The 25,287-nt window shown below is 70.3% G+C and carries 26 protein-coding genes; 18 read left to right on the top strand and 8 right to left on the bottom strand.

Annotated features, from left to right (window positions below; all coding sequences use genetic code 11):
- Window positions 1-144: 144 nt before the first annotated feature.
- Window positions 145-828 carry a metal-dependent transcriptional regulator gene (locus ABFJ78_RS07620; protein WP_257920794.1) on the bottom strand — a complete coding sequence of 228 codons (684 nt, stop codon included), beginning with the start codon at window positions 826-828 and terminating at the stop codon, window positions 145-147.
- A gap of 40 nt (window positions 829-868) precedes the next feature.
- Complete coding sequence (locus ABFJ78_RS07615) at window positions 869-1,309, bottom strand: GNAT family N-acetyltransferase (protein ID WP_372670380.1); 441 nt, start codon at window positions 1,307-1,309, stop codon at window positions 869-871.
- A 55-nt stretch (window positions 1,310-1,364) separates the two neighbouring features.
- Here ABFJ78_RS07615 and ABFJ78_RS07610 point away from each other — a divergent pair, with 55 nt between their 5' ends.
- Complete coding sequence (locus ABFJ78_RS07610) at window positions 1,365-1,685, top strand: hypothetical protein (RefSeq protein WP_436385081.1); 321 nt, start codon at window positions 1,365-1,367, stop codon at window positions 1,683-1,685.
- 4 nt (window positions 1,686-1,689) lie between these two features.
- Here the strand turns inward: ABFJ78_RS07610 and ABFJ78_RS07605 are convergent, their stop codons facing one another.
- Window positions 1,690-3,291: an amidohydrolase gene (locus ABFJ78_RS07605; RefSeq protein ID WP_436385079.1), complete on the bottom strand. Its 1,602-nt coding sequence runs from the start codon at window positions 3,289-3,291 to the stop codon at window positions 1,690-1,692.
- Window positions 3,292-3,393: 102 nt separating this feature from the next.
- Here ABFJ78_RS07605 and ABFJ78_RS07600 point away from each other — a divergent pair, with 102 nt between their 5' ends.
- From ABFJ78_RS07600 to ABFJ78_RS07585, 4 genes are read left to right on the top strand one after another with little or no spacing between them, the layout of a single operon-like run.
- On the top strand, window positions 3,394-4,131 hold the full coding sequence (locus ABFJ78_RS07600; protein ID WP_436385078.1) for an enoyl-CoA hydratase/isomerase family protein: 738 nt from the start codon (window positions 3,394-3,396) through the stop codon (window positions 4,129-4,131).
- A complete protein-coding gene (locus ABFJ78_RS07595) occupies window positions 4,128-5,678 on the top strand; it encodes an ATP-dependent acyl-CoA ligase (RefSeq protein ID WP_436385076.1) in 1,551 nt (516 codons plus the stop codon). Before ABFJ78_RS07600 ends, ABFJ78_RS07595 begins: the two co-directional genes overlap by 4 nt.
- Window positions 5,675-6,310 carry a TetR/AcrR family transcriptional regulator gene (locus ABFJ78_RS07590; RefSeq protein ID WP_436385414.1) on the top strand — a complete coding sequence of 212 codons (636 nt, stop codon included), beginning with the start codon at window positions 5,675-5,677 and terminating at the stop codon, window positions 6,308-6,310. Before ABFJ78_RS07595 ends, ABFJ78_RS07590 begins: the two co-directional genes overlap by 4 nt.
- A gap of 58 nt (window positions 6,311-6,368) precedes the next feature.
- Window positions 6,369-6,689 carry a hypothetical protein gene (locus ABFJ78_RS07585; protein WP_086680390.1) on the top strand — a complete coding sequence of 107 codons (321 nt, stop codon included), beginning with the start codon at window positions 6,369-6,371 and terminating at the stop codon, window positions 6,687-6,689.
- Window positions 6,690-6,759: 70 nt separating this feature from the next.
- Here the strand turns inward: ABFJ78_RS07585 and ABFJ78_RS07580 are convergent, their stop codons facing one another.
- Window positions 6,760-7,926 (bottom strand): acyl-CoA dehydrogenase family protein, encoded by a 1,167-nt coding sequence (locus tag ABFJ78_RS07580; protein WP_436385075.1) that lies wholly within the window; start codon window positions 7,924-7,926, stop codon window positions 6,760-6,762.
- Between the two features lie 130 nt (window positions 7,927-8,056).
- Here ABFJ78_RS07580 and ABFJ78_RS07575 point away from each other — a divergent pair, with 130 nt between their 5' ends.
- A complete protein-coding gene (locus ABFJ78_RS07575) occupies window positions 8,057-8,743 on the top strand; it encodes a 4'-phosphopantetheinyl transferase family protein (RefSeq protein ID WP_436385413.1) in 687 nt (228 codons plus the stop codon).
- Here the strand turns inward: ABFJ78_RS07575 and ABFJ78_RS07570 are convergent.
- Both ABFJ78_RS07570 and mihF read right to left on the bottom strand, forming a co-directional pair.
- Complete coding sequence (locus ABFJ78_RS07570) at window positions 8,740-9,891, bottom strand: isochorismate synthase (protein ID WP_436385074.1); 1,152 nt, start codon at window positions 9,889-9,891, stop codon at window positions 8,740-8,742. The two genes, ABFJ78_RS07575 and ABFJ78_RS07570, sit on opposite strands and share 4 nt — an antisense overlap.
- An 83-nt stretch (window positions 9,892-9,974) precedes the next feature.
- Window positions 9,975-10,286 carry an integration host factor, actinobacterial type gene (gene mihF, locus ABFJ78_RS07565; protein ID WP_051767699.1) on the bottom strand — a complete coding sequence of 104 codons (312 nt, stop codon included), beginning with the start codon at window positions 10,284-10,286 and terminating at the stop codon, window positions 9,975-9,977.
- Window positions 10,287-10,720: 434 nt separating this feature from the next.
- Here mihF and ABFJ78_RS07560 point away from each other — a divergent pair, with 434 nt between their 5' ends.
- From ABFJ78_RS07560 to ABFJ78_RS07520, 9 genes are all read left to right on the top strand, one after another.
- Window positions 10,721-12,349 carry a long-chain fatty acid--CoA ligase gene (locus ABFJ78_RS07560; protein WP_436385072.1) on the top strand — a complete coding sequence of 543 codons (1,629 nt, stop codon included), beginning with the start codon at window positions 10,721-10,723 and terminating at the stop codon, window positions 12,347-12,349.
- Window positions 12,350-12,448: 99 nt separating this feature from the next.
- Window positions 12,449-13,735: an ABC transporter substrate-binding protein gene (locus ABFJ78_RS07555; protein WP_436385071.1), complete on the top strand. Its 1,287-nt coding sequence runs from the start codon at window positions 12,449-12,451 to the stop codon at window positions 13,733-13,735.
- Window positions 13,732-14,628, top strand: a complete 897-nt coding sequence (locus ABFJ78_RS07550; protein WP_436385070.1) for a carbohydrate ABC transporter permease — start codon at window positions 13,732-13,734, stop codon at window positions 14,626-14,628. Before ABFJ78_RS07555 ends, ABFJ78_RS07550 begins: the two co-directional genes overlap by 4 nt.
- Window positions 14,625-15,440, top strand: coding sequence for a carbohydrate ABC transporter permease (locus ABFJ78_RS07545; RefSeq protein ID WP_436385069.1), 816 nt, complete (start codon window positions 14,625-14,627; stop codon window positions 15,438-15,440). The genes ABFJ78_RS07550 and ABFJ78_RS07545 overlap by 4 nt, the downstream gene beginning before the upstream one ends.
- Window positions 15,441-15,497: 57 nt before the next feature.
- Window positions 15,498-15,935, top strand: coding sequence for a DUF4190 domain-containing protein (locus ABFJ78_RS07540; RefSeq protein WP_436385067.1), 438 nt, complete (start codon window positions 15,498-15,500; stop codon window positions 15,933-15,935).
- Between the two features lie 163 nt (window positions 15,936-16,098).
- The gene (locus ABFJ78_RS07535) at window positions 16,099-16,731 is read left to right on the top strand and encodes a TetR/AcrR family transcriptional regulator C-terminal domain-containing protein (protein ID WP_436385066.1); all 633 of its coding nucleotides are present in this window, start codon (window positions 16,099-16,101) and stop codon (window positions 16,729-16,731) included.
- Between the two features lie 145 nt (window positions 16,732-16,876).
- Complete coding sequence (locus tag ABFJ78_RS07530; protein ID WP_436385065.1) at window positions 16,877-18,604, top strand: TIGR03767 family metallophosphoesterase; 1,728 nt, start codon at window positions 16,877-16,879, stop codon at window positions 18,602-18,604.
- Between the two features lie 56 nt (window positions 18,605-18,660).
- Complete coding sequence (locus ABFJ78_RS07525) at window positions 18,661-19,062, top strand: PaaI family thioesterase (RefSeq protein WP_436385063.1); 402 nt, start codon at window positions 18,661-18,663, stop codon at window positions 19,060-19,062.
- A 71-nt stretch (window positions 19,063-19,133) separates the two neighbouring features.
- On the top strand, window positions 19,134-20,396 hold the full coding sequence (locus tag ABFJ78_RS07520; protein WP_436385062.1) for a peptidase C39 family protein: 1,263 nt from the start codon (window positions 19,134-19,136) through the stop codon (window positions 20,394-20,396).
- Between the two features lie 39 nt (window positions 20,397-20,435).
- Here ABFJ78_RS07520 and ABFJ78_RS07515 read toward each other — a convergent pair whose 3' ends face one another.
- Complete coding sequence (locus tag ABFJ78_RS07515) at window positions 20,436-20,885, bottom strand: carboxymuconolactone decarboxylase family protein (RefSeq protein ID WP_436385060.1); 450 nt, start codon at window positions 20,883-20,885, stop codon at window positions 20,436-20,438.
- A 76-nt stretch (window positions 20,886-20,961) separates the two neighbouring features.
- Between ABFJ78_RS07515 and ABFJ78_RS07510 the strand changes: the two genes are divergently transcribed.
- From ABFJ78_RS07510 to ABFJ78_RS07500, 3 genes are all read left to right on the top strand, one after another.
- Window positions 20,962-21,819, top strand: coding sequence for a sigma-70 family RNA polymerase sigma factor (locus ABFJ78_RS07510; RefSeq protein WP_436385059.1), 858 nt, complete (start codon window positions 20,962-20,964; stop codon window positions 21,817-21,819).
- Window positions 21,820-21,951: 132 nt separating this feature from the next.
- Window positions 21,952-23,049 carry an S-(hydroxymethyl)mycothiol dehydrogenase gene (locus tag ABFJ78_RS07505; protein ID WP_436385057.1) on the top strand — a complete coding sequence of 366 codons (1,098 nt, stop codon included), beginning with the start codon at window positions 21,952-21,954 and terminating at the stop codon, window positions 23,047-23,049.
- Window positions 23,050-23,114: 65 nt separating this feature from the next.
- Complete coding sequence (locus ABFJ78_RS07500; protein ID WP_436385056.1) at window positions 23,115-23,669, top strand: gamma-glutamylcyclotransferase family protein; 555 nt, start codon at window positions 23,115-23,117, stop codon at window positions 23,667-23,669.
- On the opposite strand, the gene ABFJ78_RS07495 is transcribed toward ABFJ78_RS07500, so the two are convergent.
- Window positions 23,647-25,266, bottom strand: coding sequence for an FAD-binding oxidoreductase (locus ABFJ78_RS07495; RefSeq protein ID WP_436385054.1), 1,620 nt, complete (start codon window positions 25,264-25,266; stop codon window positions 23,647-23,649). The genes ABFJ78_RS07500 and ABFJ78_RS07495 overlap by 23 nt on opposite strands.
- Window positions 25,267-25,287 lie beyond the last annotated feature (21 nt).

The following is a 25,287-nucleotide window of genomic DNA, read 5'->3' as shown; positions in this document are numbered from 1 at the left end:
TCACCACATCCGCTTCACGACGTCATTCGCGCGTACGCCGCCGGACGTCCGAAGCGCCCCAATGTGGCCTTCGGTGCGTCAGACGCACCCAAGGCGGCCTTCGGTGCGTGTGACGCAACCAATGTGGCCTTGGGGCCCTCGGGCTCAGCGCAGGGTGACGGACAGGGCCTGCGCGATCTCCTTGCCGATGGCGTGGGTAGCGGCATCCGGCGGCGAGCCCACCTTCACCACCATCGGTCCCCCGAACGGCTGGCGCTCCACGACCTCGATGCGTTCGCCCAGGTTGATCGCGTGTTCCGTCAGGTACCGCAGCAGTTCCGGGTCCGTGTCCCACACCCGGACGATCTCGCCCACCGCGCCCGGCTCGAGGTCGTCGAGGATGCGGACCGCGAGCTCCTCGACGCTGCCGTCCGGTGCCGGGATCGGGTCGCCGTGCGGGTCGCGGACCGGGTTGCCCAGCTTCGCCGCGATGCGCTCGACCAGGCGGTCCGACACCGCGTGCTCCAGCGCGTCGGCCTCCGCGTGGACCTCGTCCCACGTGTAGCCGAGTTCGGACACCAGGTACGTCTCGATCAGCCGGTGCCGCCGCAGCACCGAGCGCGCCAGGAGGCGGCCGTCGGCGGTCAGCTCGATCCCGCGGTACGGCACGTGGGTGACCAGCCCGAGCTGGGACAGCTTGGTGACCATCCCCGACGCCGAGGACGGGCTGACCTCCAGCCGGCCGGCGAGCGACGTGTTCGTGACCGCCTCACCCCGCTCGACCAGGCCGTAGATCACCCGGACGTAGTCCTCGACCGACGAGGACCTCCGGACCGAACCATCTCCCATGCCGCATACTTTACGGTGCTACGTACTTTCTCGTGAAAGCTCACGGCCGCCAGCGGTAGCGGATCCAGCCCGGGACCGGCTCCGCGCCGAGCTGGGCGTAGAACGCCTCGCCTTTCTCGTTGCCCGCCTGCATGTCCCACTCGACGCGGCCGCTCGTGCGGTTGCGCAGCTCGTCGAGCAGCTCGCTGCCGAGCCCGAAGCGGCGGTGCGCCGGCCGGACGAACAGGTCGTCGAGCCAGATCCCCGGCCGGGCCTCCCACGTGGAGAAGTTCCAGCTGCAGAAAGCGAAGCCGGCGACCGTGCCGGGCTCGCCGGGCGGGGTCGCGATCAGCACCCACGCCTTCGGATCGGGCCCGAAGAGGTGACCGCTCATCTCGGCGCGGTCGAGCTTCAGGTCGTGGTTGTCCTCGTAGACGGCGTGCTCCTCGATGAGCGCGCAGATTTCGTCGACGTCTTCGAAGACGGCGTCGCGGACGGGCATCTCGCCTCCCGTTTTTGTCGGTGGTGGTCGTTACTGTCGGGCTCGGAGGTGGTCGATGTCGCCGGAGGAGAAGTTCGAGGACCTGGTCGACGAGTTCACCGGACGCCCGGGCATCACGCCACCCGGCACGACCGGCGGGTTCGGGCGCACGGCGTTGCGCGCGCACGGCCGGATCTTCGCGATGTTCGTCCGCGGGCAGCTCGTGCTCAAGCTGCCCGGAGCCCGGGTGGACGAGCTGGTCGAAGGTGGGCACGGGGTGCGCTTCGACGCCAACAAGGGCACCCCGATGAAGGAATGGCTGGCGCTGGACACGGGATCGGCGCAGCCCTGGTCCGCGCTGGCGGAAGAAGCACTCGAGTTCGTGGGAAGGAAGTGAGCCATCACGCTTGATAACGCAGTTCGCCGCCGACGGCGGTGCCTTGCACGCTGAGTCCCCCAAAAGCGAGCGCGTCCAAAGCGGACTCGTCCAGGGGCGAACCGGACAGCACGGCGAAGTCGGCGAGCTTCCCGGGTTCGAGCGTGCCCAGGTCACGCTCGGCGAAGGTCGCGTACGCCGAGCCGTACGTGTACGCGCGCAACGCCTGCTCCGGCGTCAACGCCTCTTCGGGTGCGAAGGGGGCGCCTGACGCCGTGCGCCGACGCACCATGTCGGCCAGCGCGAGCAGCGGCGCGCCGTTCACGACGGGCCGGTCCGAGGACGCGGGAAGCACGCAACCCGCGTCGAGGACGCTTCGCAACCGGTAGCACCACGGGACGCGCGCCTCGCCCAGCGCGGCGCGCATGCCGTCGCCGAGCTCGTTGACGAACCGCCCCTGCGGCGACGGGATGATGCCGAGCGACGCGAGCCGGGACAGCTCCGCGGGCTGGAGCACCGCGCAGTGCTCGATGCGGTGCCGGTGGTCCGCGCGCGGCGAAGCGGCCAACGCGGCTTCGTAGGCGTCGAGGACGACGGTGATCGCGCGGTCGCCGATCGCGTGCGTCGCGATCTGCCAGCCCGCCTCGTGGGCGCGGCGGATCGTGCGGGCCAGCTCGTCCTCGGGCACCTGGAAGTAGCCGCGGTTATCGGGCTCGCCGTCGAAGGGCTCGTGCATCGCGCAGGTGCGCCCGACCAGGGAGCCGTCGGCGAACAACTTCATCGGGCCGACGCGCAGCCACTCGTCGCCGAGGCCGGTGCGCAGGCCGAGGTCGAGGCCGAAGCCGGCGTCGTCGGGCAGGTCGTGGAGGACGCTCGCGGCGACCATCACCGTGCTGCGCACGCGCAGCACGCCGCGGTCGCGCGCCTGCTGGTAGGCGGCCAGTTCGGCGGGGGTCTCGCCGACCAGGCCGCCGCCGATCCCGGCCTCCTGGACGCTGGTGATGCCCTCCGAGAGGTACCGCTCGGAGGCGCGCTCGAGCCCGCGCACGACCCGCTCGACGGGCGTCGGGTACGTCAGCGGCCGCAGCAGCAGCTGGGCCTGCTCGCGCAGCAGCCCGGTCGGCGAGCCGTCGACGTCCGGCACGACGTCGCCGCCGACCGGCACGTGCGCCAGGTCGAGCTGGTCGAGCACGGCCGTGTTGACCACGGTCATGTGCCCGGACGTGTGCTTGAGCCGCACGAGCATCCCCGGCGCCGCGCGGTCGAGGCCGTGCCGGTCGGGGTGCCCGCCGGCGAGCTTGTTCTGGTCGTACCCGCTGCCGACCACCCAGCTCCCGCGCGGCAGCGACGCGGCGCGCGCGGCGACGGCGTCGTAGACCTCCTCGACGCTGCGGCAGTCGCTGAGCGGGACGTCGTCGAGGCCCATCCCGAACCACGCCATGTGGTTGTGCGCGTCGTGGAAGCCGGGCACGACGAAGCCGCCGGCGAGGTCGACCCGCGAACGCGCCGAGAGCGAAATGGCGTCGTCGCCGAGCGCGACCACCCGGCCGTGCAGGACGGCGAGCGCGCTTGTCACACCCGCGCCCGTCCACACCGTGGCGTTCTCGTAGACCGCATCGACCCGCATAGCTCCGCCTTCCTCCCCACCACCACCCTCAACGGAGGCGCTTCGCGCCGCTGTGCCCTTCAAAGCTATCGATCGATCGATCGAACGTCTAGCATCGCCCTCATGCCCACCGTGGACTTCGCCGTCGAGGACGGCATCGCGCACATCCGGCTGAACCGGCCCGAGCGGCTGAACGCGGTCGCCGCCGTGCTGGTCGACGACTTCCTCGCCGCCCTCGAGGCGGCCGCCCGCAGCGACGCCCGGGTCGTCGTCCTGTCCGGGAACGGACGGGCCTTCTGTGCCGGCCACGACCTCAAGGAACCCACCCCCGCGGGTGATTCGCGGACGCGGCTGGACCGGCTCCAGGACGTCACGCGTCGGCTGCGCGGGCTGCGCCAGCCGGTGATCGCGGCGGTGCACGGCTACGCGATCGGCGCCGGCGCGGAGTTCGCGCTCGGCTGCGACCTGATCCTGGCCGCGGAGGACGCCGTCTTCGCGTTCCCCGAGGTCTCGCTGGGCCTGAGCGTCACCGGTGCGGCGTCACGGCTGCTGCCGCTGCTCGTCGGCCCGCTGAAGGCGAAGGAGCTGCTGCTGCTCGGCGAGCGCTTCGACGGCCGGAAGGCCGCCGAGCTGGGCATGGTCAACGCCGCCGTTCCCGCCGACCAGCTGCAGGCCGAGGCGCTGAGCTGGGCCAAGCGGATCGCCGAGCACCCGCCCGCGGCCGCGGCGATGGCCAAGCGCGTTCTCGACGCGAGCACGGACGTCGAACCGGCCCTCGAACTCGAGGTCAGCCACGCCCTGATCACCGAGCACTCGGCCGCGGTCGCCGCGTCGACGGAAGCTTTCCGGAGCCGGACGTGACCCCGCTCGCCGAGATCGGGACGCTCGCCCAGCTCGTCACGCGGGCCGCGCAACTGTGGCCGGAGCGCACCGCGTGGATCTTCGACGAGATCGGGGAGCGCTTCACCTTCGCCGACGTCGACCGGCGCAGTTCCGCGATCGCCGCGGCGCTGGCCGAACGCGGCATCGGCCCCGGCGACCGGGTCGCGGTGATGCTGCGCAACCAGCCCGAATTCCCGCTGACCTGGCTGGCGCTGGCGAAGATCGGCGCGCAGCTGGTGCCGGTCAACACGAACTACCAGGAGTTCGACGGCGCCCACGTCCTGCGGCACTCGGGCGCGAAACTGGTCGTCGCGGCCGCGGAGTTCACCGACCTTCTCAACCGCATCGGCGCGGCCGAGGTCGTCACCCCGGACGCACTTTCACGTGAAAGTGCCCACCTGGGGCCCGCACTTTCACGTGAAAGTGCCGCCTTTACCGCGGTGCCGGAGACGCCGGTCAACATCCAGTACACGTCCGGCACGACCGGCGCGCCCAAGGGCTGCGTCCTGCCGAACCGCTACTGGACGACCCTCGCGGTGAGCCTGGCGACCGACTTCCCCGCCGTCGGCGAGGACGACGTCATGCTGACCGCGCAGCCGTTCCACTACATCGATCCACAGTGGAACGTCGCGTTGGGACTCGCCGCCGGCGCCACCCTCGTCGTGCTGGACCGCTTCCACCCCAGCACGTTCTGGGCGAAGGTCCGCGAGCACGGCGTCACCTGGTTCTACTGCCTCGGCCTGATGCCGACGCTGCTGCTGCGACAGGAACCGTCCGAAGCCGACCGCGACCACCGGGTGCGCGCGATCTGCGCGTCCGCGATCCCGCACGAGCTGCACGCCGAGCTCGAACGGCGCTGGGGCGTGCCGTGGTACGAGGCGTTCGGGATGACCGAAACCGGCGGCGACATCCGGATGACCGCCGCCGACCACGACGAGACCGTCGGCACCGGCTGCATCGGACGGCCGAGCCGCGACCGCGAGGCGATGATCGCCGGCGGCGACGGGAAGCCGCTGCCGCGCGGGGAAACCGGCGAGCTGCTGATCCGCGGGATCGGCCTGATGCACGGCTACCACGACGACCCGGCCGCGACGGCGAAGGCGTTCGAGAACGGCTGGTTCCACACCGGCGACCTCGCGCGGATGGACGACGCCGGCCGCGTCTACTACGTCGGCCGCACCAAGGACATGATCCGCCGCAGCGGCGAGAACGTCTCCGCCGACGAGGTCGAACGCGCACTGCTGCTGCATCCCTCGGTGAAGCTGGCCGCCGTCGTCGCGGTGCCCGACGAGCTGCGCGGCGAGGAGATCAAGGCGTACGTCGTCTGCGACGGCGAGCGTCCGGAACCGGCCGCGCTGGTCGAGTTCTGCTCGGAAAAGCTGGCGTACTTCAAAGTTCCACGATTCTGGGCGTTCGCCGACGAGCTGCCGATGACGCCGTCGGAGCGCGTCGCCAAGGGAGAGCTGCGGAAGGTGGCCGACCCGCGCGCCGGGTCATGGGACGCGAAGGCGGCAGCATGGCTGTGACCAGCCGGGAGCGCGTCCGCGCGGCGGCGGTGAAGCTGTTCGCCACCAAGGGTTTCCACGGCACGGGCATCCGGGATCTGGCGCAGGAGGCCGAACTCTCGTCGGCGAGCCTGTACCACTACATGGGCACCAAGGAGGATCTGCTCGCGGAGATCATGCACACGGCGCTGAACCGCCTGCTGGACGCCGCCCGCGAGGCCACGGCCGGCAGCCCGGATCCGGTGCAGCGGCTGCGCACGCTGGTCGCGTTGCACGTGCTCGCGCACGCGGTCGGCCCGGCGGAAACCCGGGTGGTGGACAACGAAGTCGACGTGCTGTCCCCGGCCGCGCGCGAGCCGGTGGTGGCGTTGCGGGACGCGTACGAGAACCTGTGGGCGGCGGCGATCGAAGAAGGCGTCGCGGCCGGGGTCTTCCACACCGAACACCCGGCGGTGACCCGGCTCGCGCTGCTGGAGATGTGCAGCGGGGTCGCCCGGTGGTATTCCCCGCGCGGGCCGCTGGCGCTGGACCAGCTCGCGGAGCACTACGCGGAGCTGGTCTCGCGGGCGCTGGGCTGCCCGTCCCCGCCGGGTGTAGCCGACTTGCGACGCTGCCGCGAAATCGTCGCGAAAGAGTGGGGCATGTCCGTTTAGCGGCGCTTTTACCTGTGTACGCCTTGCCCAGACGGCGTGCGTGGGGGACGCTCGAAGGGTGACTGAGGAAACGATCCAACTGGAACTGGACGACTCGGGTCTCGCGCCGGGCCTCCCGGCGCCGGCACACCCCCGCGATCAGGTGCAGGATGTCCCCTATCGCCCCGTCGAGTTCCGCGATGACGATCTCCCCACCGCCCTGGAACGGTGCTCCGCATGGCTACGGCAGGCGCAGGAGTGGCTCGGCGAGCCGCTCGACGTCCTCGCCATCCACCTCGACTACGACGACCGCCAGGGTTCGCCGTACTACGACGTGAAGCTCCTGTGCAACGAAGAGGACCTCGCGGGCGTCCCGATCGCCATTCGCAACAAGCAGTAAGCAGTACGCAGCCGAACAGCCGTCAAGGCCGCCGGAGAGGGCGGCCTTGACGGCTTCACGCGTTCTGGGGTCAGAGCGCCCCGCCCACCTTGACGTGCCCCTTGAGCAGGTTGCGGGCGATCGTGCGGCGCTGGATCTCGTCGGTGCCTTCGTAGATGCGCAGCAGCCGCAGCTCGCGGTACCACCGCTCGACCGGCAGCTCCCGCGTGTAGCCCATGCCGCCGTGGATCTGCAGGACGCGGTCGACGATTTCGTTGGCCTTCTGGCCGCCGTACAGCTTCGCCATCGACTGCGCGTGCCGCGAGTCGAGGCCCTGGTCGACCTGCCAGGCGGCGTTGAGCACCAGCCACCGCAGCGCCTCGAGCTCGACCCCGGAGTCGGCGATCATCCACTGGATGGCCTGGCGTTCGGCGATCTTCTGCCCGAACGTCTCGCGCGTGTTGGCGTGCTCGATGGCCATCGTGATCAGCCGCTCGCACGAACCGATCGCGCGCGCCGGCAGGAGGTAGCGGCCCTGGCCGATCCACTGCATGGCGAGCTCGAAGCCGCGACCCTCCTCGCCGAGGATCTGCGTCTCCGGGACGCGGACGTCCTGGAAGATCAGCGACGCCGGGCCCCACTCGCCCATGGTGTCGATGTACTCGGACTTCCAGCCGGCCTCGCGGTCGACGAGGAAGCACGTGACGCCGCCGTTCGCGCCCTTCTCCGGGTCGGTGATCGCGAAGACCATGGTGAAGTCGGCTTCGTTGCCACCGGTGATGAAGGTCTTCTCGCCGTTGATGATCCAGTCGGTGCCGTCCTTGCGGGCGGTGGTCCGGATGGCCTTGGCGTCCGACCCGGCACCCGGCTCGGTGATCGCGAAGCACGACTTGCGCTCGCCCGAGATGGTCGGCAGCAGGTAGGTCTGCTTCTGCTCTTCGTTGGCGTGGAACAGGATGTTGTCCGCGGCGCCGCCGAAGCGGAACGGCACGAAGGTCCGGCCGAGCTCGGCCTCCAGCAGCGCGGCCATCACGGCGGACAGGCCCATGCCGCCGTACTCCTCCGGGGTCAGCACGCCCCAGAAGCCGGACTCCTTCGCCTTGAGCTGGAGGTCCTTGAGCTCTTCGCCGGTCAGGCCGGGCTGGTGCGCGCGCTCACGCCGCAGGACTTCCTGCTCGAGCGGGATCAGCTCCCGCTGGACGAACGTGCGGACCCAGTCGCGCACTTCCCGTTCTTCGGTGCTGAGAGAGAAATCCATGGGTGAGCTGCTCCTCCGACACTGGCTAAGCGCTTGCTTAGTCCAGGGTACCTCCTGGCGACGTGATTACCCCAGACCTCTCCCCGAATTCGTGACAACCGCTCCGGCGCCCGGGAGGATCGGGGGCGTGATGGAGATCGTGGTCCGCTGGTCGTCCCCGCTGCCCGCCGAAGAGCGCTTCCTGCGCCTGCTGGACGACGTCGAGCAAGGCCGCTTCGAGGCGTACCGGCAGGACGCCGACAAGCGCCGCTTCCTCACCGGCCGCGTGCTGGCCAAGACGGTCGCCGCCGAGTGGCTCGGGGTCCCGGTGGACTCGGTGAAGTTCGACGCGACCTGCGAAGACTGCGGCAAGCAGCACGGCCGGCCGCACGTCCCGGGCGCGGACCTGACGCTGTCGATCTCCCACTCGGGCGACCTGATCGGCGTCGCGGCGACCCCGTCGGTCCCGGTGGGCCTGGACGTCGAGACGGCGACCCGGAAGGCCGACGACGGCCTGATCGAGTACGCGCTGAGCCCGGCCGAGGCGGCCCACCTGACCGGCCTGACCGACGCGGAGAAGGCGAACGCGTTCTTCGTCTACTGGACGCGCAAGGAAGCGGTGATGAAGGCCACCGGCAAGGGCCTGCGCATCCCGCTGAAGAGCATCACGTTCTCCCGCTTCGACGAGCCGGCGAGGCTGGTGTCCTCCGGCGAGGCGGCACTCGACCCGGCCCGCACGCGGTTGGTGGACCTGAAGGCCGCGGACGGCTACCGGGCGGCCATCGCCGTCCTGACCACCGACGAGCTGTCCGTGACCGAGGAACTCTGGGCCCCCTAGACGCTGTCCTCCAGGCCCATCGCCACCAGCAGCGTGCGGAACTTCGCCGTCGTCTCGTCCAGCTCCACCTGCGGCTCGGACGCCGCCACGATGCCGCCGCCCGCGTACAGCCTCATCGACGTCGACGCGATCTCCGCGCAGCGGATCGCCACCGCCCACTCGCCGTCGCCTGCCGCGTCCACCCAGCCGACCGCTCCCGCGTAGTAGTCGCGGTCGAACGGCTCCAGCTCCTGGACCAGCTCGCGCGCGCCCTCGGTCGGGGTGCCGCAGATCGCCGGGGTCGGGTGGAGGGCCGCCGCCAGGTCCAGCGCCGTGACGTCCGGGTCGGCCAGCTCGCCCGTGATCGGCGTGCGCAGGTGCCAGATCGCCGGGGTCGTCACCAGCTCCGGCTCGGCCGGGACTTCGAGGGTCCGGCAGAACGGCCGCAGGGCCTCGACCAGGTAGTCGATCACCACCGCGTGCTCCAGCTGGTCCTTGCGCGACGTCCGCAGCGCCTCGCCGTTCGCGCGGTCGGTCGCCGGGTCGGCCGAGCGGGGCATCGAGCCCGCGTGCGGCGACGAGAACACCGTGCGCCCCGTCCGGCGCAGCAGCAGCTCGGGCGTGGCGCCGACCAGCGTGCGGCCGCCGGGCAGCTCGGCCGCGTACGTGAAGTGCCGGGGGTTGCCGGCCGCCAGGTTGCGCACGACGCGCTCGGCCGGCACCGGCGAAGAGAACTCGAGGTCCAGCGCGCGGGCCAGGACGGCTTTCCGCAGGTCACGCTCGCCCAATGCGAGAACGGCGGCCTGGACGGAAGCCATGTGCTGCGTCGGCGAGGGCACCGCACGCACCCGCACGGGCGCCGGCAGGACCTCACGCGCGAGCGAAGGCGCGCCCTCGGCGCGGTGGACGGTCCGGGGCACGACCAAGTGGCCCGGCACCTTCGTGTCGGGTCCGGTGTCGAACGGGAGCACACCCACGGCCAGCGGGGCTCCGGTCGAGGCCAGGACGCCGGGTATCGCCGCGGCGAGCTGCCGCGGGTCCGTGTCCGTGACGGTCCGGAGCACGCCCTGCGCCAGGAGTGCGCGCTGGGCCGTCGTGAAGAGGAAGTCGCCTCGCTGGTAGCGGGCGGCGAGGTCGAGTGCCGGGGTCGCCGGGTCAGGAGAACTCACAAGACCAGCGTCCCAGGCTTCGGGAGATCCGCGAGGGGAGTGTCACGAGCGACACTCCCCTCGCGGGAGCTCCTGACGACGAGCTACTTGAGCGCGTCGATGAGCGCCTCGCGCTGGCGCTCGCCCAGGCCGGCGGCGCGCCGGTCCGGGTCGATGCCGGCCTGCTCGAGCAGGGCGGCGACCTTCACCGCGCCGAGGCCGGGGACGGCCTTCAGCAGCTGGGTGACCTTCGTCTTCCCGATGGTCTTGTTCTCCTTGGCCTGCTTGAGCACCTTTTCGATGCTCTCCTTGCCGGACTTGATCGACGCGAGCAGCTCCGAACGCGCCTTGCGAGCCTCGGCGGCCTTGGCCAGGGCCTCGGCGCGCTGCTCCGGAGTCAACGTAGGCAGAGCCAACGTAGTGTCCTTTCCTCTCAGGTCTCCGCTTTCGCGGCCGACAGCTTTTCTGAGTGCTTGCTCCTGCAAGCGCTGCTCAGCCGTCTCTTGCCACGGCCCCAGTAAACGCCACCGGCTTCGTGGCCGTGCAACCGACACGCACTTATTACCCCCGGAGGTGATACCGGGCAACCCGCTCCGGCCTGCGGAAACGCTCCCAAGAAGCGGCCGGAGTGGCCAGACTCACCCGGAAGTGAAGCTTCCGTTACGGCGCGCATTTCCTCGCCTATAAGGAAAAGCGTAAAAATTGATGATCTTGATCATCGTCCGGTCGTCGCCCGATCGCGCGACGACCGTGACCGAACGGAGCCGTTGTTGACCATGCCCGCTTCACCCGATCCGCACTAGAGTCGGCGCAACCCCAGTCCACCGGCGAACGACCCCCGGGAGCGACCATGTTGAGCACCATGCAGGACGGCCAGCTGTCGCTGGCGAACCTGCTCCGCCACGGCACGTCGGTGCACTCGGCGAGCGAAGTCATCACCTGGACCGGTTCAGAAGCCCGTCGCGAGACCTACGGCGACCTCGGCCGCAACGCCGCCCGCCTCGCGAACGCGCTCCGGAGCCTCGGCGTGACGGGCGACCAGCGTGTCGGCACGTTCATGTGGAACAACGCCGAGCACATGGCCGCCTACCTGGCCGTCCCGGCGATGGGCGCCGTGCTGCACACCCTGAACATCCGGCTGTTCCCCGAGCAGCTGACCTTCGTCGCCAACCACGCCGAGGACCAGGTCGTCATCGTCGACGGCACGCTGGTCCCGCTGCTGGCGAAGCAGCTGCCGGAGTTCAAGACCGTCCGGCACGTCATCGTGGCCAACGGCGACGCGGCGGCCCTTCAAGCACCCGACGGCGTCCAGGTGCACGCCTACGACGCGCTGCTGGCCGACCAGCCGGACACCTTCGACTGGCCGGACGTGGACGAGCGCTCCGCCGCGGCGATGTGTTACACCTCGGGCACGACGGGTGACCCCAAGGGCGTCGCCTATTCACACCGCTCGATCTGGCTGCACTCGATGCAGGTCTGCATGAGCGACAGCATGAACCTCGCGCAGAGCGACAAGGCGCTGGCCATCGTGCCGATGTTCCACGCGATGGCGTGGGGCCTGCCGTACGCGGCGCTGATGGTCGGCGCGTCGCTGCTGATGCCGGACCGCTTCCTCCAGCCGGCGCCGATCGCGGCGATGCTGGCCGCCGAGAAGCCGACGTTCGCCGGCGCGGTCCCGACCGTCTGGCAGGGCCTGCTCGCCCACCTCGAGGCGAACCCGCAGGACATCTCCCACCTGCGCGAAGTCGTCGTCGGCGGGTCGGCGGTGCCGCCGTCGCTGATGCACGCGTTCCAGGAGAAGCACAAGGTGTCGATCCTGCACGCCTGGGGCATGACCGAGACGTCGCCGCTGGGCAGCGTCGCCCGCCCGCCGGCGTCCGCGACCGGCGAGGACGCGTGGAAGTACCGCTACACGCAGGGCCGCTTCCCGGCGTCGGTGCGGGCCCGGCTGATCGACGACGACGGCGCGGTGCTGCCCTGGGACAACGACGCCGTCGGCGAGCTCGAGGTCCAGGGCCCGTGGATCGCGGGCTCCTACTACGGCGGCTCGCAGGTCGACCCGGACAAGTTCCACGACGGCTGGCTGCGCACCGGCGACGTCGGCAAGATCAGCGCCGACGGCTACCTGACGCTGACCGACCGCGCCAAGGACGTCATCAAGTCCGGCGGCGAGTGGATCTCCTCGGTCGATCTGGAGAACCAGGTGATGGGCCACCCGGCGGTGGCCGAGGCCGCGGTCGTCGGCATCCCCGACGAGAAGTGGGACGAGCGGCCACTGGTCGCCGTCGTGCTCAAGGAGGGCCAGACGGCCACGCCCGAGGAGCTGCGGGACTTCCTGTCCGACAAGGTCGCGAAGTGGCAGCTGCCGGAGAACTGGACGTTCGTGGACGAAGTGCCCAAGACGAGCGTCGGCAAGTTCGACAAGAAGCGCATCCGCGCGTCCTACTCCGAGGGAAAGCTCGACATCGCCCAGCTCTAACGGGTAAATCTCCGGCGAGTCTTCATGCCTCCGCGGGCCACCATGAGGGAGCCTGACCCCTCATGGTGGCCTTCGGAGCACGTCGGAGGGGTTCTGGGGATGCACAACAGGCGGAGTTTCCTCGCGCTCGCGGGTGTCGGAGCGCTGACCGCGGCCTGCGGATCGAACACGGGACGGCAGGGGACCCCGCCGCCCTCGACGGCGTACTCGGCGGGCCCGCCGCCGTCCGACGCACCCAAGGTCACGCTCCAGCAGTGGTACCACGCGTACGGTGAGGACGGCGTCCAGGAAGCCGTCAAGCGGTACGCCGCGAGCTACCCGGGCGCGAGCGTCAACGTCCAGTGGAACCCCGGCGACTACGACTCGAAGATCGTCACCGCGCTGCAGAACAGCGCCGTCCCGGACGTCTTCGAGGCGCAGGTCAAGATCGACTGGGTGCGGCAGAACCAGGTCGTGTCGCTCGACGACGTCATCGCGCCGGTCCGGAACGACTTCAGCCCGGCCGTGCTCGCCGCGCAGACCGTCGAGGGCAAGGTCTACGGCATCCCGCAGGCCGTCGACACGCAGGTGCTCTTTTACCGCAAGAGCCTGCTGCAGGCCGCCGGCGTCCAGCCGCCGCAGACGGTCGACGAGCTGATCGACGCGGCCGCGAAGCTGACGAAGGACGGCGTCAAGGGCTTCTTCGCCGGCAACGACGGCGGCGTCGGCGTCCTCACCGGGCCGCTGCTGTGGTCGGCGGGCCTCGACTACCTCAAGAACGGCAACCGGGAAGTCGGCTTCGACGACCCGCGCGCGGCGACCGCGCTGGCGAAGCTGCACACGTTGAACGCCAACGGGTCCCTGCTGCTCGGCGCGCCGGCGGACTGGTCGGACCCCGGCGCGTTCGTCGACGGGCTCGCCGCGATGCAGTGGACCGGGCTGTGGAACGTGCCGAAGATCCGGCAGGCGTTCGACGACGACTTCGGCGTCCTGCCGTTCCCCCGGCTCGACGGCACGGGCGCGCCCTCGGTGCCGGTCGGCGCGTACGGCGCGATGGTCAACGCCAAGAGCGCGCACGTCGCCGAGGCCAAGGCGTTCGTGAAGTGGCTGTGGATCGACAAGACCGACGACCAGCTGGAGTTCGCGACGAAGTTCGGCTTCCACGTCCCCGCGCGCCAGAGCCTGGTGGGCCAGGCGAACAGCCTCGCGACGGGGCCGGCCGCCGACGCGGCACGGTTCGTCCGGGAGAACGGCCACCTCGTCGGCGGTCCGGTGTGGACCCAGCAGTCGAACACGGCGCTGTCCGACGCGGTCGCGAAGATCGCGAAGGAGGGCGCGGACCCGGTCGCGCAGACCAAGACGGCGGTCGAGGTCGCGAAGTCCGAGCTCAAGCGCCTGTTCGGATGAAACGGCGCGACGCCCGCGCGTTCTGGCTGTTCGTCGGGCCCTTCCTGCTGGGGCTGGCGATCTTCGCGTACCTCCCGATCGGCTGGAGCGCGTACCTGTCCTTCTTCGACGCGCGCAACACGGTGACACCGACCGAGTTCGTCGGGCTGGACAACTACGGGCACATGCTGACCGACGAGCCGTTCCTGTCGAGCCTGGGGACGTTCAGCGTGTTCGCGGTGTTCATCGTGCCGCTGACGTTCGCGCTGTCGCTGGCGCTCGCCCTCGGCGTCAACCGGCTGCGGTTCGCGCGGGCGTTCTTCCGGTCGGTGTTCTTCCTGCCGTTCGCGTGCTCGTACGTCGTGGCGTCGCTGATCTGGAAGACGTCGTTGTTCTCGGGTGTCAGATATGGACTGGCGAACACGGTGCTGTCGATCTTCGGCGCCGATCCGGTGGCCTGGACGGGGACGGTGGACCCGCCGCTGTACTGGATCGTCCTGGTGACGGCGCGGCTGTGGCTGCAGCTCGGGTTCTACATGATCCTGTTCATCGCGGCGCTGCAACGGATCCCGCGGCACCTCTACGAAGCGGCCTGGCTCGACGGCGCGAAGCCGGGCTGGCAGGTGTTCCGGTACATCACGCTCCCGCAGCTGCGCGCGACGGCGGTGGCGGTGCTCCTGCTGAACCTGATCAACGCGTACCAGGCGTTCGACGAGTTCTACAACATCATGGGCGATTCGCGGGGCTACCCGCCGTTCGCGCGGCCACCGCTGGTGTACCTGTACTACACGTCGCTGGGTTCGGGCGGCCAGGACCTGGGCCGCGGCAGCGCGGGCGCGGTGATCCTGGCGCTGATCATCGCACTCGTGACGGTGCTGCAGGGCCGGGTGTTCCGCTTCGGACGGGTGTCATGAAGGCGGTCGTGCGCTGGACCGCGCTCGTCGTCGCGGCGGTGCTCTTCCTGCTGCCGTTCTACCTGCTGGTGCGCAACGGCCTGGCGTCGCGGGCGGAGATCACGGCTCCCGAGTGGACGCTCTTCCCGTCCACAGTGCACTGGGAGAACTTCTCGAAGCTGTTCTCGCTTTCGGACGTTCCCTTCGCGCGCAGCTTGCTGAACTCGGCGATCGTGGCGGCCCTGCAGACCCTCGGCCTGCTGGTGATCTGTTCCCTCGCGGGGTACGGCCTGGCCCGGATCCCGTACCGGCACTCGCGGTTCGTGTTCTACGCGGTGCTGGCGACGCTGATGATCCCGACGTCGGTGACGTTCGTGCCCAGCTTCGTGGTGGTCTCGTCGCTGGGCTGGCTGTCGGACTTCCGCGGGCTGGTGATCCCCGGGCTGTTCAGCGCGTTCAGCGTGTTCCTCTTCCGGCAGTACTTCCTGGACTTCCCGCGCGAACTGGAGGAGGCCGGCCGGGTCGACGGGCTCAGCCGGTGGGGCGTGTTCTGGCGGATCGTGGTCCCGAACTCGAAGGGGTTCTTCGCGGCGATCGCCGTGATCACGGTGATCGGCAGCTGGAACGCGTTCCTGTGGCCGTTGATCATCGCCCAGTCGCCGGACTCGTGGACCGTCCAAGTGGCACTGTCCGGTTTGCTGACGTCGCAGAACCCCCAGCTCAACCTGCTGTTCCTCGCGGCGGCGGTGTCGATCCTCCCGATCGTGCTGCTGTTCGCGTTCCTGCAGCGCTACCTGGTCCGTGGGGTGACGGAATCGGGCCTGACGGGCTGAGTAACGTGCGTGACCGTCCGGGCGACTTCGCTGGGGACGGACAGAAGTGGGTGCACTGTGACCAATTACGACCCTTACCAGCCGGATCAGCAGTTCCCTGCGCCGGCCGAGCCGGTGTACCCGCCTTCGGCGCCGCAGTACGCGGTCCAGCCGTACGTGACCCAGCCGTACCCGGCCTACGGGCCACAGCCGATGTACGGAGCCGCGTACCAGCCGATGATCACCAGCGGCATGGCGGTGGCCGGCATGGTCGTCGGCATCATCGCCCTGGTGACGTTCTGGATCCCGTTCGTCGACCTCGTCCTCGGGTTCCTGGCGATCGGCCTGTCGTGGGGCGGGATGATGCAGGCGGACCGGCCGGGCTACACCGGCAAGGGCATGGGCATCGCCGGCCTGGTCTGCGGGATCGTCGCGGTCATCCCGGCGCTGATCGTGATGCTGTTCTTCTTCGGTCTGTTCGCCGCCGCCGGGACCGCGTGCGGAATCGCCTGCTGACCAGCACCACCGTCAGCACGAGCGCACCGCCGTCGGTCACCACCGACGGCAGCAGCCGCACCCAGCCGTAGAGGTCGAACGTCGCCTGCCACACCGGCGGCGGGATCGCGAACACGCCCGCGCCACCAGCTCGGCCTCGATCACCACGAAGTTCTGCAGTGCCGTGCCGATCGCGAAGACCAGCGAGCACCCCGCGATCCACCAGCGCATCCCGTCAGATCGCCGCCAGATCACCGACGCCGCTCGCGCCCTCCTCGACGAGGTCGGCCTGGCTGAGCTGAGCACCCGCCGGCTCGCCGCGCGGCTCGGGGCCGGCTCGCCGACGCTCTACTGGCACGTCAAGGACAAGGCCCAGCTGCTCGACCTCCTCGCCGAAGCCGTCTGCGAAGACGCGTTCGTCATCGACGAGACACAGGACTGGCGTCGCCAGCTCGAGCAGGGCCTCCGCCAGTTCCGCGCGATCGTGCTGAAGCACCGCGACGCCGCGACACTGCTGCGGGAGCGCCCGCCCGGCCCGAACCGGCTCGCCCACATCGACCGGACCGCCCGGATCCTGCTGGAAGCCGGCTTCACCCCCGAAGACACCGCGGGCGTCGCCCGGCTGCTCACCGCGCACGTCCTCGCGTCGGTCGAGCAGCCGCGGAAGCCAGACCCCGAAGCCGCGAAAGCCTTCCAAAAGAGCCTGAAGGACTACCCGAACGCTCGCGCCCTCGGGTTCGCCCGGCTCACCGCCGACGACCTCTTCGCGCTCGGCACCGAAGTCATCCTCGACGGGCTCGCCCAGCGGCGGAAATGACCACGACCTTCGGCGGTACACCCCACCCCGAAGCCTGTGACAGGGTGGATTGAACTGTCACGGTGAATGTTTTTCACGTTCACCCCGCGTCCACCCACGTCCGGCACGGTGCTGGGCAACCGAGAAGACTGGGGAGCGAACAACCATGGCCGAACTCACCCGGCGCGCCGTCACCACCGCGAGCGCCGCCGGTCTCGGACTGCTGCTGTGCACACCCACCGCGAACGCCCTCGACCGCGCGCTGCGGCTCACGAGCACGCGCTCGGTCACCACGTCGGGCACCACGCTCGAGCAGGTCGCCACCGCCGTCACCGCCGGTCCGGCCTACACCCGGCTGCAGGGCGGGCCCGGCTGGCCGCTCGTCGTCCGCGGCGACCTCGCCACGCCGAAGGCCGGGCGCGACGACCGGCGCCGCGCGCTCAGCGCGTTCGTGCAGTTCACCGACCTGCACATCACCGACACCGAGAGCCCCGCGCGCTTCGAGTACCTGCACCCGTTCATCGGCTCCGCGCACCGGCCGCAGGAGGCGCTCGGCACCGTCGCCACCAGCGCGCTCGTCGAGCGCGTCAACAGCGTGCGGCAGGGCCCGTTCACCGGGCGGCCGTTCGACCTCATGGTCACCACCGGCGACAACACCGACAACCACGAGCTGATCGAGCTCGACTGGTTCCTCAAGGTCCTCAACGGCGGCAGCGTCACGCCGAACTCCGGCGACCCGAACGCCTATGAGGGCGTCCAGAGCTCGGGCAACGACGAGTACTGGAACCCCTCGATCCCCGGCGTCGGCGACGACTACTCCGCCAAGGGCTTCCCGCAGCTCCCCGGCCTGCTGGAAGCGGGCATGAAGACGTTCACCGCGCCCGGCCTCGACGTCCCGTGGTTCTGCACGTTCGGCAACCACGACGACAGCATCGTCGGCTCGCTGCCGGCGCAGATCCCCGGCATCGACGCCTGGTACACCGGCCGGTACAAGGTCATCGGCAAGGACGAGACCACCGCGAAGAAGCTCGCCGACGCCATCAACAACGGCTCGAGCGTCCCGGTTTCCGAGCTGTTCGGCGGCTCGGGCACGATCCGCGAGGTGACGCCGGACGCGCGGCGCCGCCCGTTCGACACCGGCGAGTTCGTCCGCGCGCACCTCGACTCGGCCAACACCGGCCCCGGCCCGGTCGGGCACGGCTTCGGCAGCGCCAACGCCGACGGCAAGAACGTCTACTACACGTTCCGGATCGCGCCGGGCATCACCGGGATCAGCCTCGACACGACGACCGACGCCGGGTTCGCCGACGGCTCGATCGGCCTCGCGCAGTACAACTGGGTCGAGGCGACGCTGAAGCGGGGCAGCTCGACGTACTACGACTTCTTCGGCCGCAAGGTCACCCACAGCGTCACCGACGAGCTGTTCCTGCTGTTCAGCCACCACACGAGCGGCACGATGACCAACCTGCTGCCGGACTCGCGCCACCTGCTCGACCCGCGCCTGAACGGGGACGCGTTCGTGGCGCTGCTCAAGCGGTTCCCGAACGTGCTGGCGTGGGTCAACGGCCACACGCACCTCAACAAGATCACGCCGCACGCCGGGAACACGCCGCAGCAGGGCTTCTGGGAGATCAACACGGCGTCGCACATCGACTTCCCGCAGCACGCGCGGATCGTCGAGGTCGCGGACAACGCGGACGGCACGTTGTCGCTGTTCACGACGTTGATCGAGGCCGAAGCGCCGTACGCCGTGGACTACGGATCCCGGACGCCGCAAGCGCTTGCGTCGCTGTACCGCGAGCTGTCGTACAACGACATCCACACCGACCTCGGCCGCGTCGGGAACCCCGCGGACCACAACACGGAGCTGCTGCTCGTCAACCCGCTGAGCTGAGCGCGTTACCCCGGAGGTAATCGCCCCGCGGCCGGTCTTCGGGCAGGCTGCGGGGCATGACCGATCCCGAGGGCACCCAGCTCTTCCACCGTTCCATGCCGTTCTCCGAACGCCTCGGCGTCGAAGTCCTGGAGCACGGGCGCGAGCTCGTCCGCAGCCGGCTGAAGTGGGACGAAAGCCTTTGCACGCTCGGCGGCGCGCTGCACGGGGGCGCGCTCATGGCGCTGGCCGACTCGACCGGCGCCGTGTGCGCGTTCCTCAACCTGCCCGAGGGCGGCCACGGGACGACGACCGTCGAGTCGAAGACGAACTTCCTGCGCGCGGTGCGTTCGGGCTACGCCGTTGCGTCGTCCAGACCACTGCACGCCGGGCGCAAGTTCGTCGTGGTGGAGACGGAGATCCACGACGACGACGGCAAGTTGGTCGCGAAAGTGACACAGACCCAGGCCGTCCTCTAGGTACCTGTTTACAGACCCGGCCGGAGCGGCGAAAATCCCTGGCTACTGGGTGGGTCTATCAGGGAGCCGGGATGCGCGTACGCAAGTTGTTCACCTTATTGTCGGTAGTCGTGTTAACAGCTGTAACCGCGCAAGTCGCCGAGGCCGCGCCCGCCCGGCCCCACGACGACGAGGCGATCGACTACCACGAATGGAACGGCGGGCGCTTCCACGAGGGCGGCTTCGCGGGGCTCGCGCTGACCCGCGACGGCCTGCGCATCACGCGCCCGGCCGGCACGGTGGAGCACACCGAACCGGAGCTGGGCACGACGAGAACGTACGAGTACGGCCAGTGGACGTCACCGGAGTACCGCGAGGGCTTCGGCGCGACCCAGCTGGTCGCGTCCTGGAACGCGCAGACGCCGGCGAAGACCTGGCTGCAGGTCGAGGCACGCGGCCGGACGTCGACGGGCGTCGAAACCGCGTGGTACGTGATGGGCCGCTGGGCCAGCGGCGACGCCGACATCCTGCGCACCAGCGTCGACGGCCAGGACGACGCGAACGCGGCGGTCGACGTCGACACGCTCGTCATGAAGACCGGCGTGACGCTGAAGTCGTACCAGCTGCGGGTCAACCTCTACCGCGAAGCCGGGTCGCACGCGACGCCGTCGGTGACGTCGCTGGGCGCGATGACGTCGGCGGTGCCGGACCGCTTCGACGTCCGGACGACGAAGCCGGGCCGCGCCACCGGGATCGAGCTGAAGGTGCCGGCGTACGCGCAGAACCTCCACAAGGGACAGTTCCCGCAGTACGGCGGGGGCGGCGAAGCCTGGTGCAGCCCGACGTCGACCGAGATGGTGGCCGAGTACTGGGGCAAGAAGCCGTCGGCGGCGGAGATGTCCTGGATCCCGGCGGACTACGTCGACCCGTCGGTGGCGTTCGCGGCGCGCTACACGTACGACCACGCGTACGACGGCACGGGCAACTGGCCGTTCAACACGGCGTACGCGGCTTCGCGTGGCCTGCGCGGCCACATCACGCGGCTGCACTCGCTGAACGAGCTGGAGAACTACATCGCGCGGGGCATCCCGGTGATCACGTCCCAGTCGTTCCTGGCGTCGGAGCTGGACGGCGCGGGGTACGGGACGGCCGGGCACATCATGGTGGTCGTCGGCTTCACGAAGGACGGCGACGTGATCGCGAACGACCCGGCGTCGAGCAGCAACGACCGCGTGCGCAACGTGTACCAGCGCGACCAGTTCGAAAAGATCTGGCAGCGGACCAAGCGGTACCGCGCGGACGGGTCCGTGGCGAGCGGCCCGGGCGGCATCGCGTACATCATCACCCCGGCCTGACCGGGATCGGCGGGGCGCCGGGTGGCGCCCCGCCGGGCTTCACCAGGTCTTGCCGGCCTGCTCCCGGATCGCGCGGTTGATCCGGTTGAAGAAACCGGTGAGCGCGATGTGCAGGACGATCGCCGACAGCTGCTTCTCGTCGAAGTGCTTGGTGGCGGCCGCCCAGATCTCGTCGGTCACGCCCGGCTGGCCGTCCTCGATCCGCGTCGCCGCTTCGGTCAGCTCCAGCGCGGCCCGCTCCGGCTCGGTGAAGAACGGCGTCTCACGCCAGGTGACGACGGCGTGCAGCCGCTCGTCGGTCTCGCCTTGCCTCTTCGCGGACTGGACGCCGGCGTAGGTGCACGGCGCGCAGCCGTTGATCTGGCTGGCCCGCAGGTGGACCAGCTCGAGCAGCAGCGGGTCGACGCCGGCGGCGTGCACGGTCTTGAACAGCTGCTGGACCGCGCCGGTGACCTCGGGACTGCTGGTGCTCTTGAGCCGTGCTTCCATTGTTCCTCCTGCTGTTACCTGTGGTGATCCGGATCCGTCATCCCCATGACGGAGCGGAACCGAGGAAGGTAACGACATGCCCGACACGATGACCGAGGTCTTCGAGGCGCAGCGCGACCGGCTGCGCGCGGTGGCCCACCGCGTGCTGGGTTCGCACGCCGACGCCGAGGACGTGGTCCAGGAGGCGTGGTTGCGGCTGTCGCGCCAGGACGCGTCGACGATCGGCAACCTCGACGGCTGGCTGACGACGGTGGTCGGCCGGATCAGCCTGGACGTGCTGCGTTCGCGCCGGTCACGTCCCGAAGCGCCGTACGACGAGATCGTGGTGGCGGTCGACGAAAGTCCTTCGCCGGATTCCGATGCCGAGCTGGCGGATTCGGTCGGGCTCGCGCTGCTGGTGGTCCTGGAGTCCCTGGCCCCGGGCGAGCGGCTGGCGTTCGTGCTGCACGACCTGTTCGCGGTGCCGTTCGAGGAGATCGGCCGCATCCTCGGCAAGTCCCCGGGCGCGACGAAGATGCTGGCGAGCCGGGCGCGCAAGAAGGTCCGGACCCCGGCGGGTCCGTCCGGCGCGGGAAGGTCGCAACGCGAGGTGGTGAACGCGTTCTTGCGGGCGGCCCGCGACGGGGACTTCGAGGACCTGCTGCGGGTCCTGGACCCGGACGTCCGCTTGACGGTCGACACCCCGGACGGCGTGGTGGTGGTCCTGGGGGCGACGAACGTAGCGGCGGGCGCGCGCATCGGAGCGGCGGCGGGCGGCCAGGAGGTCCTGGTCGGCGGGTTGCCGGGAGTGGTGGCTTGGCACGCGGACGGCACGCCGATGTCGGTGGTGGCGTTCACGGTGGTGGGCGGCCGGATCACGGGCATCGCGGCGGTGGCCGACCCGGCGCGGCTGGCGTCGATGGAGCTGCCGGAGCCGCCCGAGGCGCTTCGATGACGAGCAGCCAGTTGCGTAACACGCAACCCGTTGCGCACAAATCACCAAGACTCACTCATGCGGATGTCGCCATCTCCGCATGATCCGTGATTAGCTGCGGGCAGAGCCAGCAAAGCCGGAAGGTGGATTCGCATGCCGTACGAGGTGCAGGGGGTCGTTTCGCGGGCGAAGGGCGAGCCCGTCTCGCTGGAGACCGTCCTCGTGCCCGATCCCGGGCCCGGTGAGGCCGTCGTGAACGTGCAGGCCTGCGGGGTCTGCCACACCGACCTGCACTACCGCGAAGGCGGGATCAACGACGAGTTCCCCTTCCTGCTCGGCCACGAGGCCGCCGGCGTCGTCGAGGCCGTCGGCGAGGGCGTCACCGATCTCGCCCCCGGCGACTACGTCATCCTCAACTGGCGCGCCGTCTGCGGCACCTGCCGGGCCTGCAAGCGCGGCAAGCCCTGGTACTGCTTCTCGACCTTCAACGCCGCCCAGCCGATGACGCTCCAAGACGGCACCAAGCTGTCGCCCGCCCTCGGCGTCGGCGCCTTCCTCGAGAAGACCCTCGTCCACAGCGGACAGTGCACGAAGGTCAACCGCGAAGCCGAGCCCGCGGTCGCCGGGCTGCTCGGGTGCGGGGTCATGGCCGGGCTCGGCGCGGCCATCAACACCGGCGCCGTCACGCGCGGTGACTCGGTCGCCGTCATCGGCTGCGGTGGGGTCGGGGACGCCGCCATCGCCGGCGCCAAGCTCGCCGGCGCCACCACCATCGTCGCGATCGACATGGACGACCGGAAACTCGACTGGGCCAAGGACTTCGGCGCGACGCACACCGTCAACAGCAAGGGCCTGTCCGAAGAGGCGGTCGTCGAAGCCATGCAGGACGCCACCAACTCCTTCGGCCCGGACGTCGTCATCGACGCCGTCGGGCGCCCGGAGACCTGGCGGCAGGCCTTCTACGGGCGCGACCTCGCCGGCACGGTCGTCCTCGTCGGCGTCCCGACGCCGGAGATGCGCCTGAACGACCTGCCGCTGATCGACTTCTTCTCGCGCGGTGGCTCGCTCAAGTCGTCGTGGTACGGCGACTGCCTGCCGAGCCGGGACTTCCCGATGCTCGTCGACCTCTACCTGCAGGGCCGGCTGCCGCTCGACAAGTTCGTCACCGAACGCATCGGCGTCGACGGCGTCGAGCAGGCCTTCGAGCGCATGCACCACGGTGACGTCCTGCGCAGCGTGGTGACCTTCTGACCCTCTTCACCGACGACGAGTACCCGGCCGAGCCCTACCCGGGGACGCGGCCGGGCTACTCGTTCGTGCACGTCGACGGCGTCGGGCATCCCCTGGACAAGGCGCCGGACGGCTGGCGCGACCGGATGGCCGTGCTGGCCTACGGCTCGAACGCGAACCCGTCGAAGATCACCTGGCTGCGCGGGCGGCTCGGCCTGGAAGGCCCGGTCGTCGTCGCGCACGCGCGCTGCGCCGGGCTCGCCGCAGTGTGGGCCGCCGGGTTCCGCGTGGTCGACGACCAGCGGCCGGCCACCCTCACCGCGCTCGACGGCGTCGAGGAGCACGCCATCTGGTTCGTGACGCCGGACCAGCTGGCCGTGCTCGACCGCTGCGAGGGCCGCGGCACGCGCTACCACCTGGCCCGGCTGACCGAACCCGACATCACGCTCGAAGACGGCACCCGGCTGACCGAGGTCCACACGTACGTCGGCGCCGCGCCGATCCGTTACCCGCTGCTGGTGGACGGCAAGCCGGTGCGGACCACCGACGTCCCGCAGGCCGAAGCGGCGAAGCTCGACGGCGTCGCCGCGGACGGCCACGGCGTCCCCTGCGAGATCCTCAAACCAGCTTACCCGGGTTGAGGATCCCGGACGGGTCCACTGTGGACTTCGCCGCGCGCAGCACCTCGACGCCCAGCGAGCCGATTTCCGCCTGGAGGTACGGCGCGTGGTCGACCCCGACGGCGTGGTGGTGCGAAATCGTGCCGAGGCCGGTGATCGCCTCGCACGCCGCCGCTTTCGCGCGCTGCCACTGGCCGACCGGATCGGTCTCGTCGCGGGCCGTCAGCACCGTGAAGTAGAGCGACGCGCCCGTCTCGTACGCGTGCGAAATGTGACACATGACGATCGCGCGGCCCAGCGACGCCGTCAGCGCCGCGCGGACGTCGTCACGCAGTTCATCCACATTGGACCAGTACGCCGCGGTCTCCAGCGTCTCGACGCAGATACCCTGATCCAGCAACGCATCCCGCTGCCGGGGGCCGGCGAACCGGCCGTGACGCCACGACTCGCCGAGCGCCTTGCCGACGCGCACGGCCCCCGCCGCCTTCAACCGGCGCGTCGTCTCGCGGCGGCGCAGCGCCACGTCGTGCGCGGTGCCTTCCCAGCCGACGATCAGGAAGCACGGGTGCGGCACCCCGCGCGCGGCGAGGTACCGGCGCAGCGCCGTCGTCTTGAGGCCGGCGTTCAGCGCCAGCGAGACCTCGGTTTCGTCCACATCGGACAGCCGGGTGACATCGGCGAGCGCGTGGTGCTGCGCGAGGTCGCGGACGGCTTCCCGGCCCGCTTCCCAGCCGGGCAAGGCATAACCTTCGTAGCGGCGGACCGGCGGCGCCGGGCGGACCCGCAGCGAAACCTCGGTGATCACGCCGAGCGTGCCTTCGCTGCCGATGGCGAGCTGGCGCAGGTCCGGCCCGGCCGCCGACGCCGGCGCGACACCGAGCTTCCACTCGCCGCGCGGCGTCGCCAGCCGCACGCCGGCGACCATGTCCTCGAACCGGCCGTAGCCCGACGAGGCCTGACCGGCCGAGCGCGTCGCCGCGAATCCGCCGATCGTGGCGCGCTCGAACGACTGCGGGATGTGCCCGAGCGTCAGGCCGCGCTCGCCGAGGAGGCGCTCGGCCTCGGGACCGCGGACGCCGGCCTGTAGGACGGCGATACGCGATTCGGCGTCGACCGACACCAGCGCGTCGAGCCGGACCAGGTCGAGCGCGATCACCGACGCCTTGTCACCGCGCAGCGCCGCGACACCGCCGACGACCGAGGTGCCGCCGCCGAAGGGCACGACGCCGACGTCGTGCGTCACGCAGACGTCGAGCACCGCCTGGACCTCGTCGGGGTCCGCGGGCAGCACGACCGCGTCGGGGACCGGGAAGTCCGCGCCGGGAGAACGGCGGCGCAGCAAGTCGAGGTAGGACAGTCCGGTCGCGCGCGCCAGCCGCCCCGCGTCGTCGACCAGCACATTTTCCGCGCCGACCACTTTCGACAACGCGTCGGCAGCAGATCCGTCCAGTTTCGGTGACGGTATTTCCACCGGCAAATTCCCGGCTGGGGCAGCACCGGGAGCCGTCTGGCCGATACGCTGTTCAAGCCACTTGGCCGCCCGCGCGGGCAGCCGGGCGGCGTCGGCGGCTTCCGGAGTCCAGGACCGTCGAAGGCGGTGGTCAATGAGCGCGTTCACCGATACAGTGTGACACATGGA

The sequence above is a fragment of the Amycolatopsis sp. MEPSY49 genome, from assembly GCF_051337345.1.
Lineage (GTDB): Bacteria > Actinomycetota > Actinomycetes > Mycobacteriales > Pseudonocardiaceae > Amycolatopsis.
This window is presented reverse-complemented; position numbering and strand designations above follow the sequence as displayed.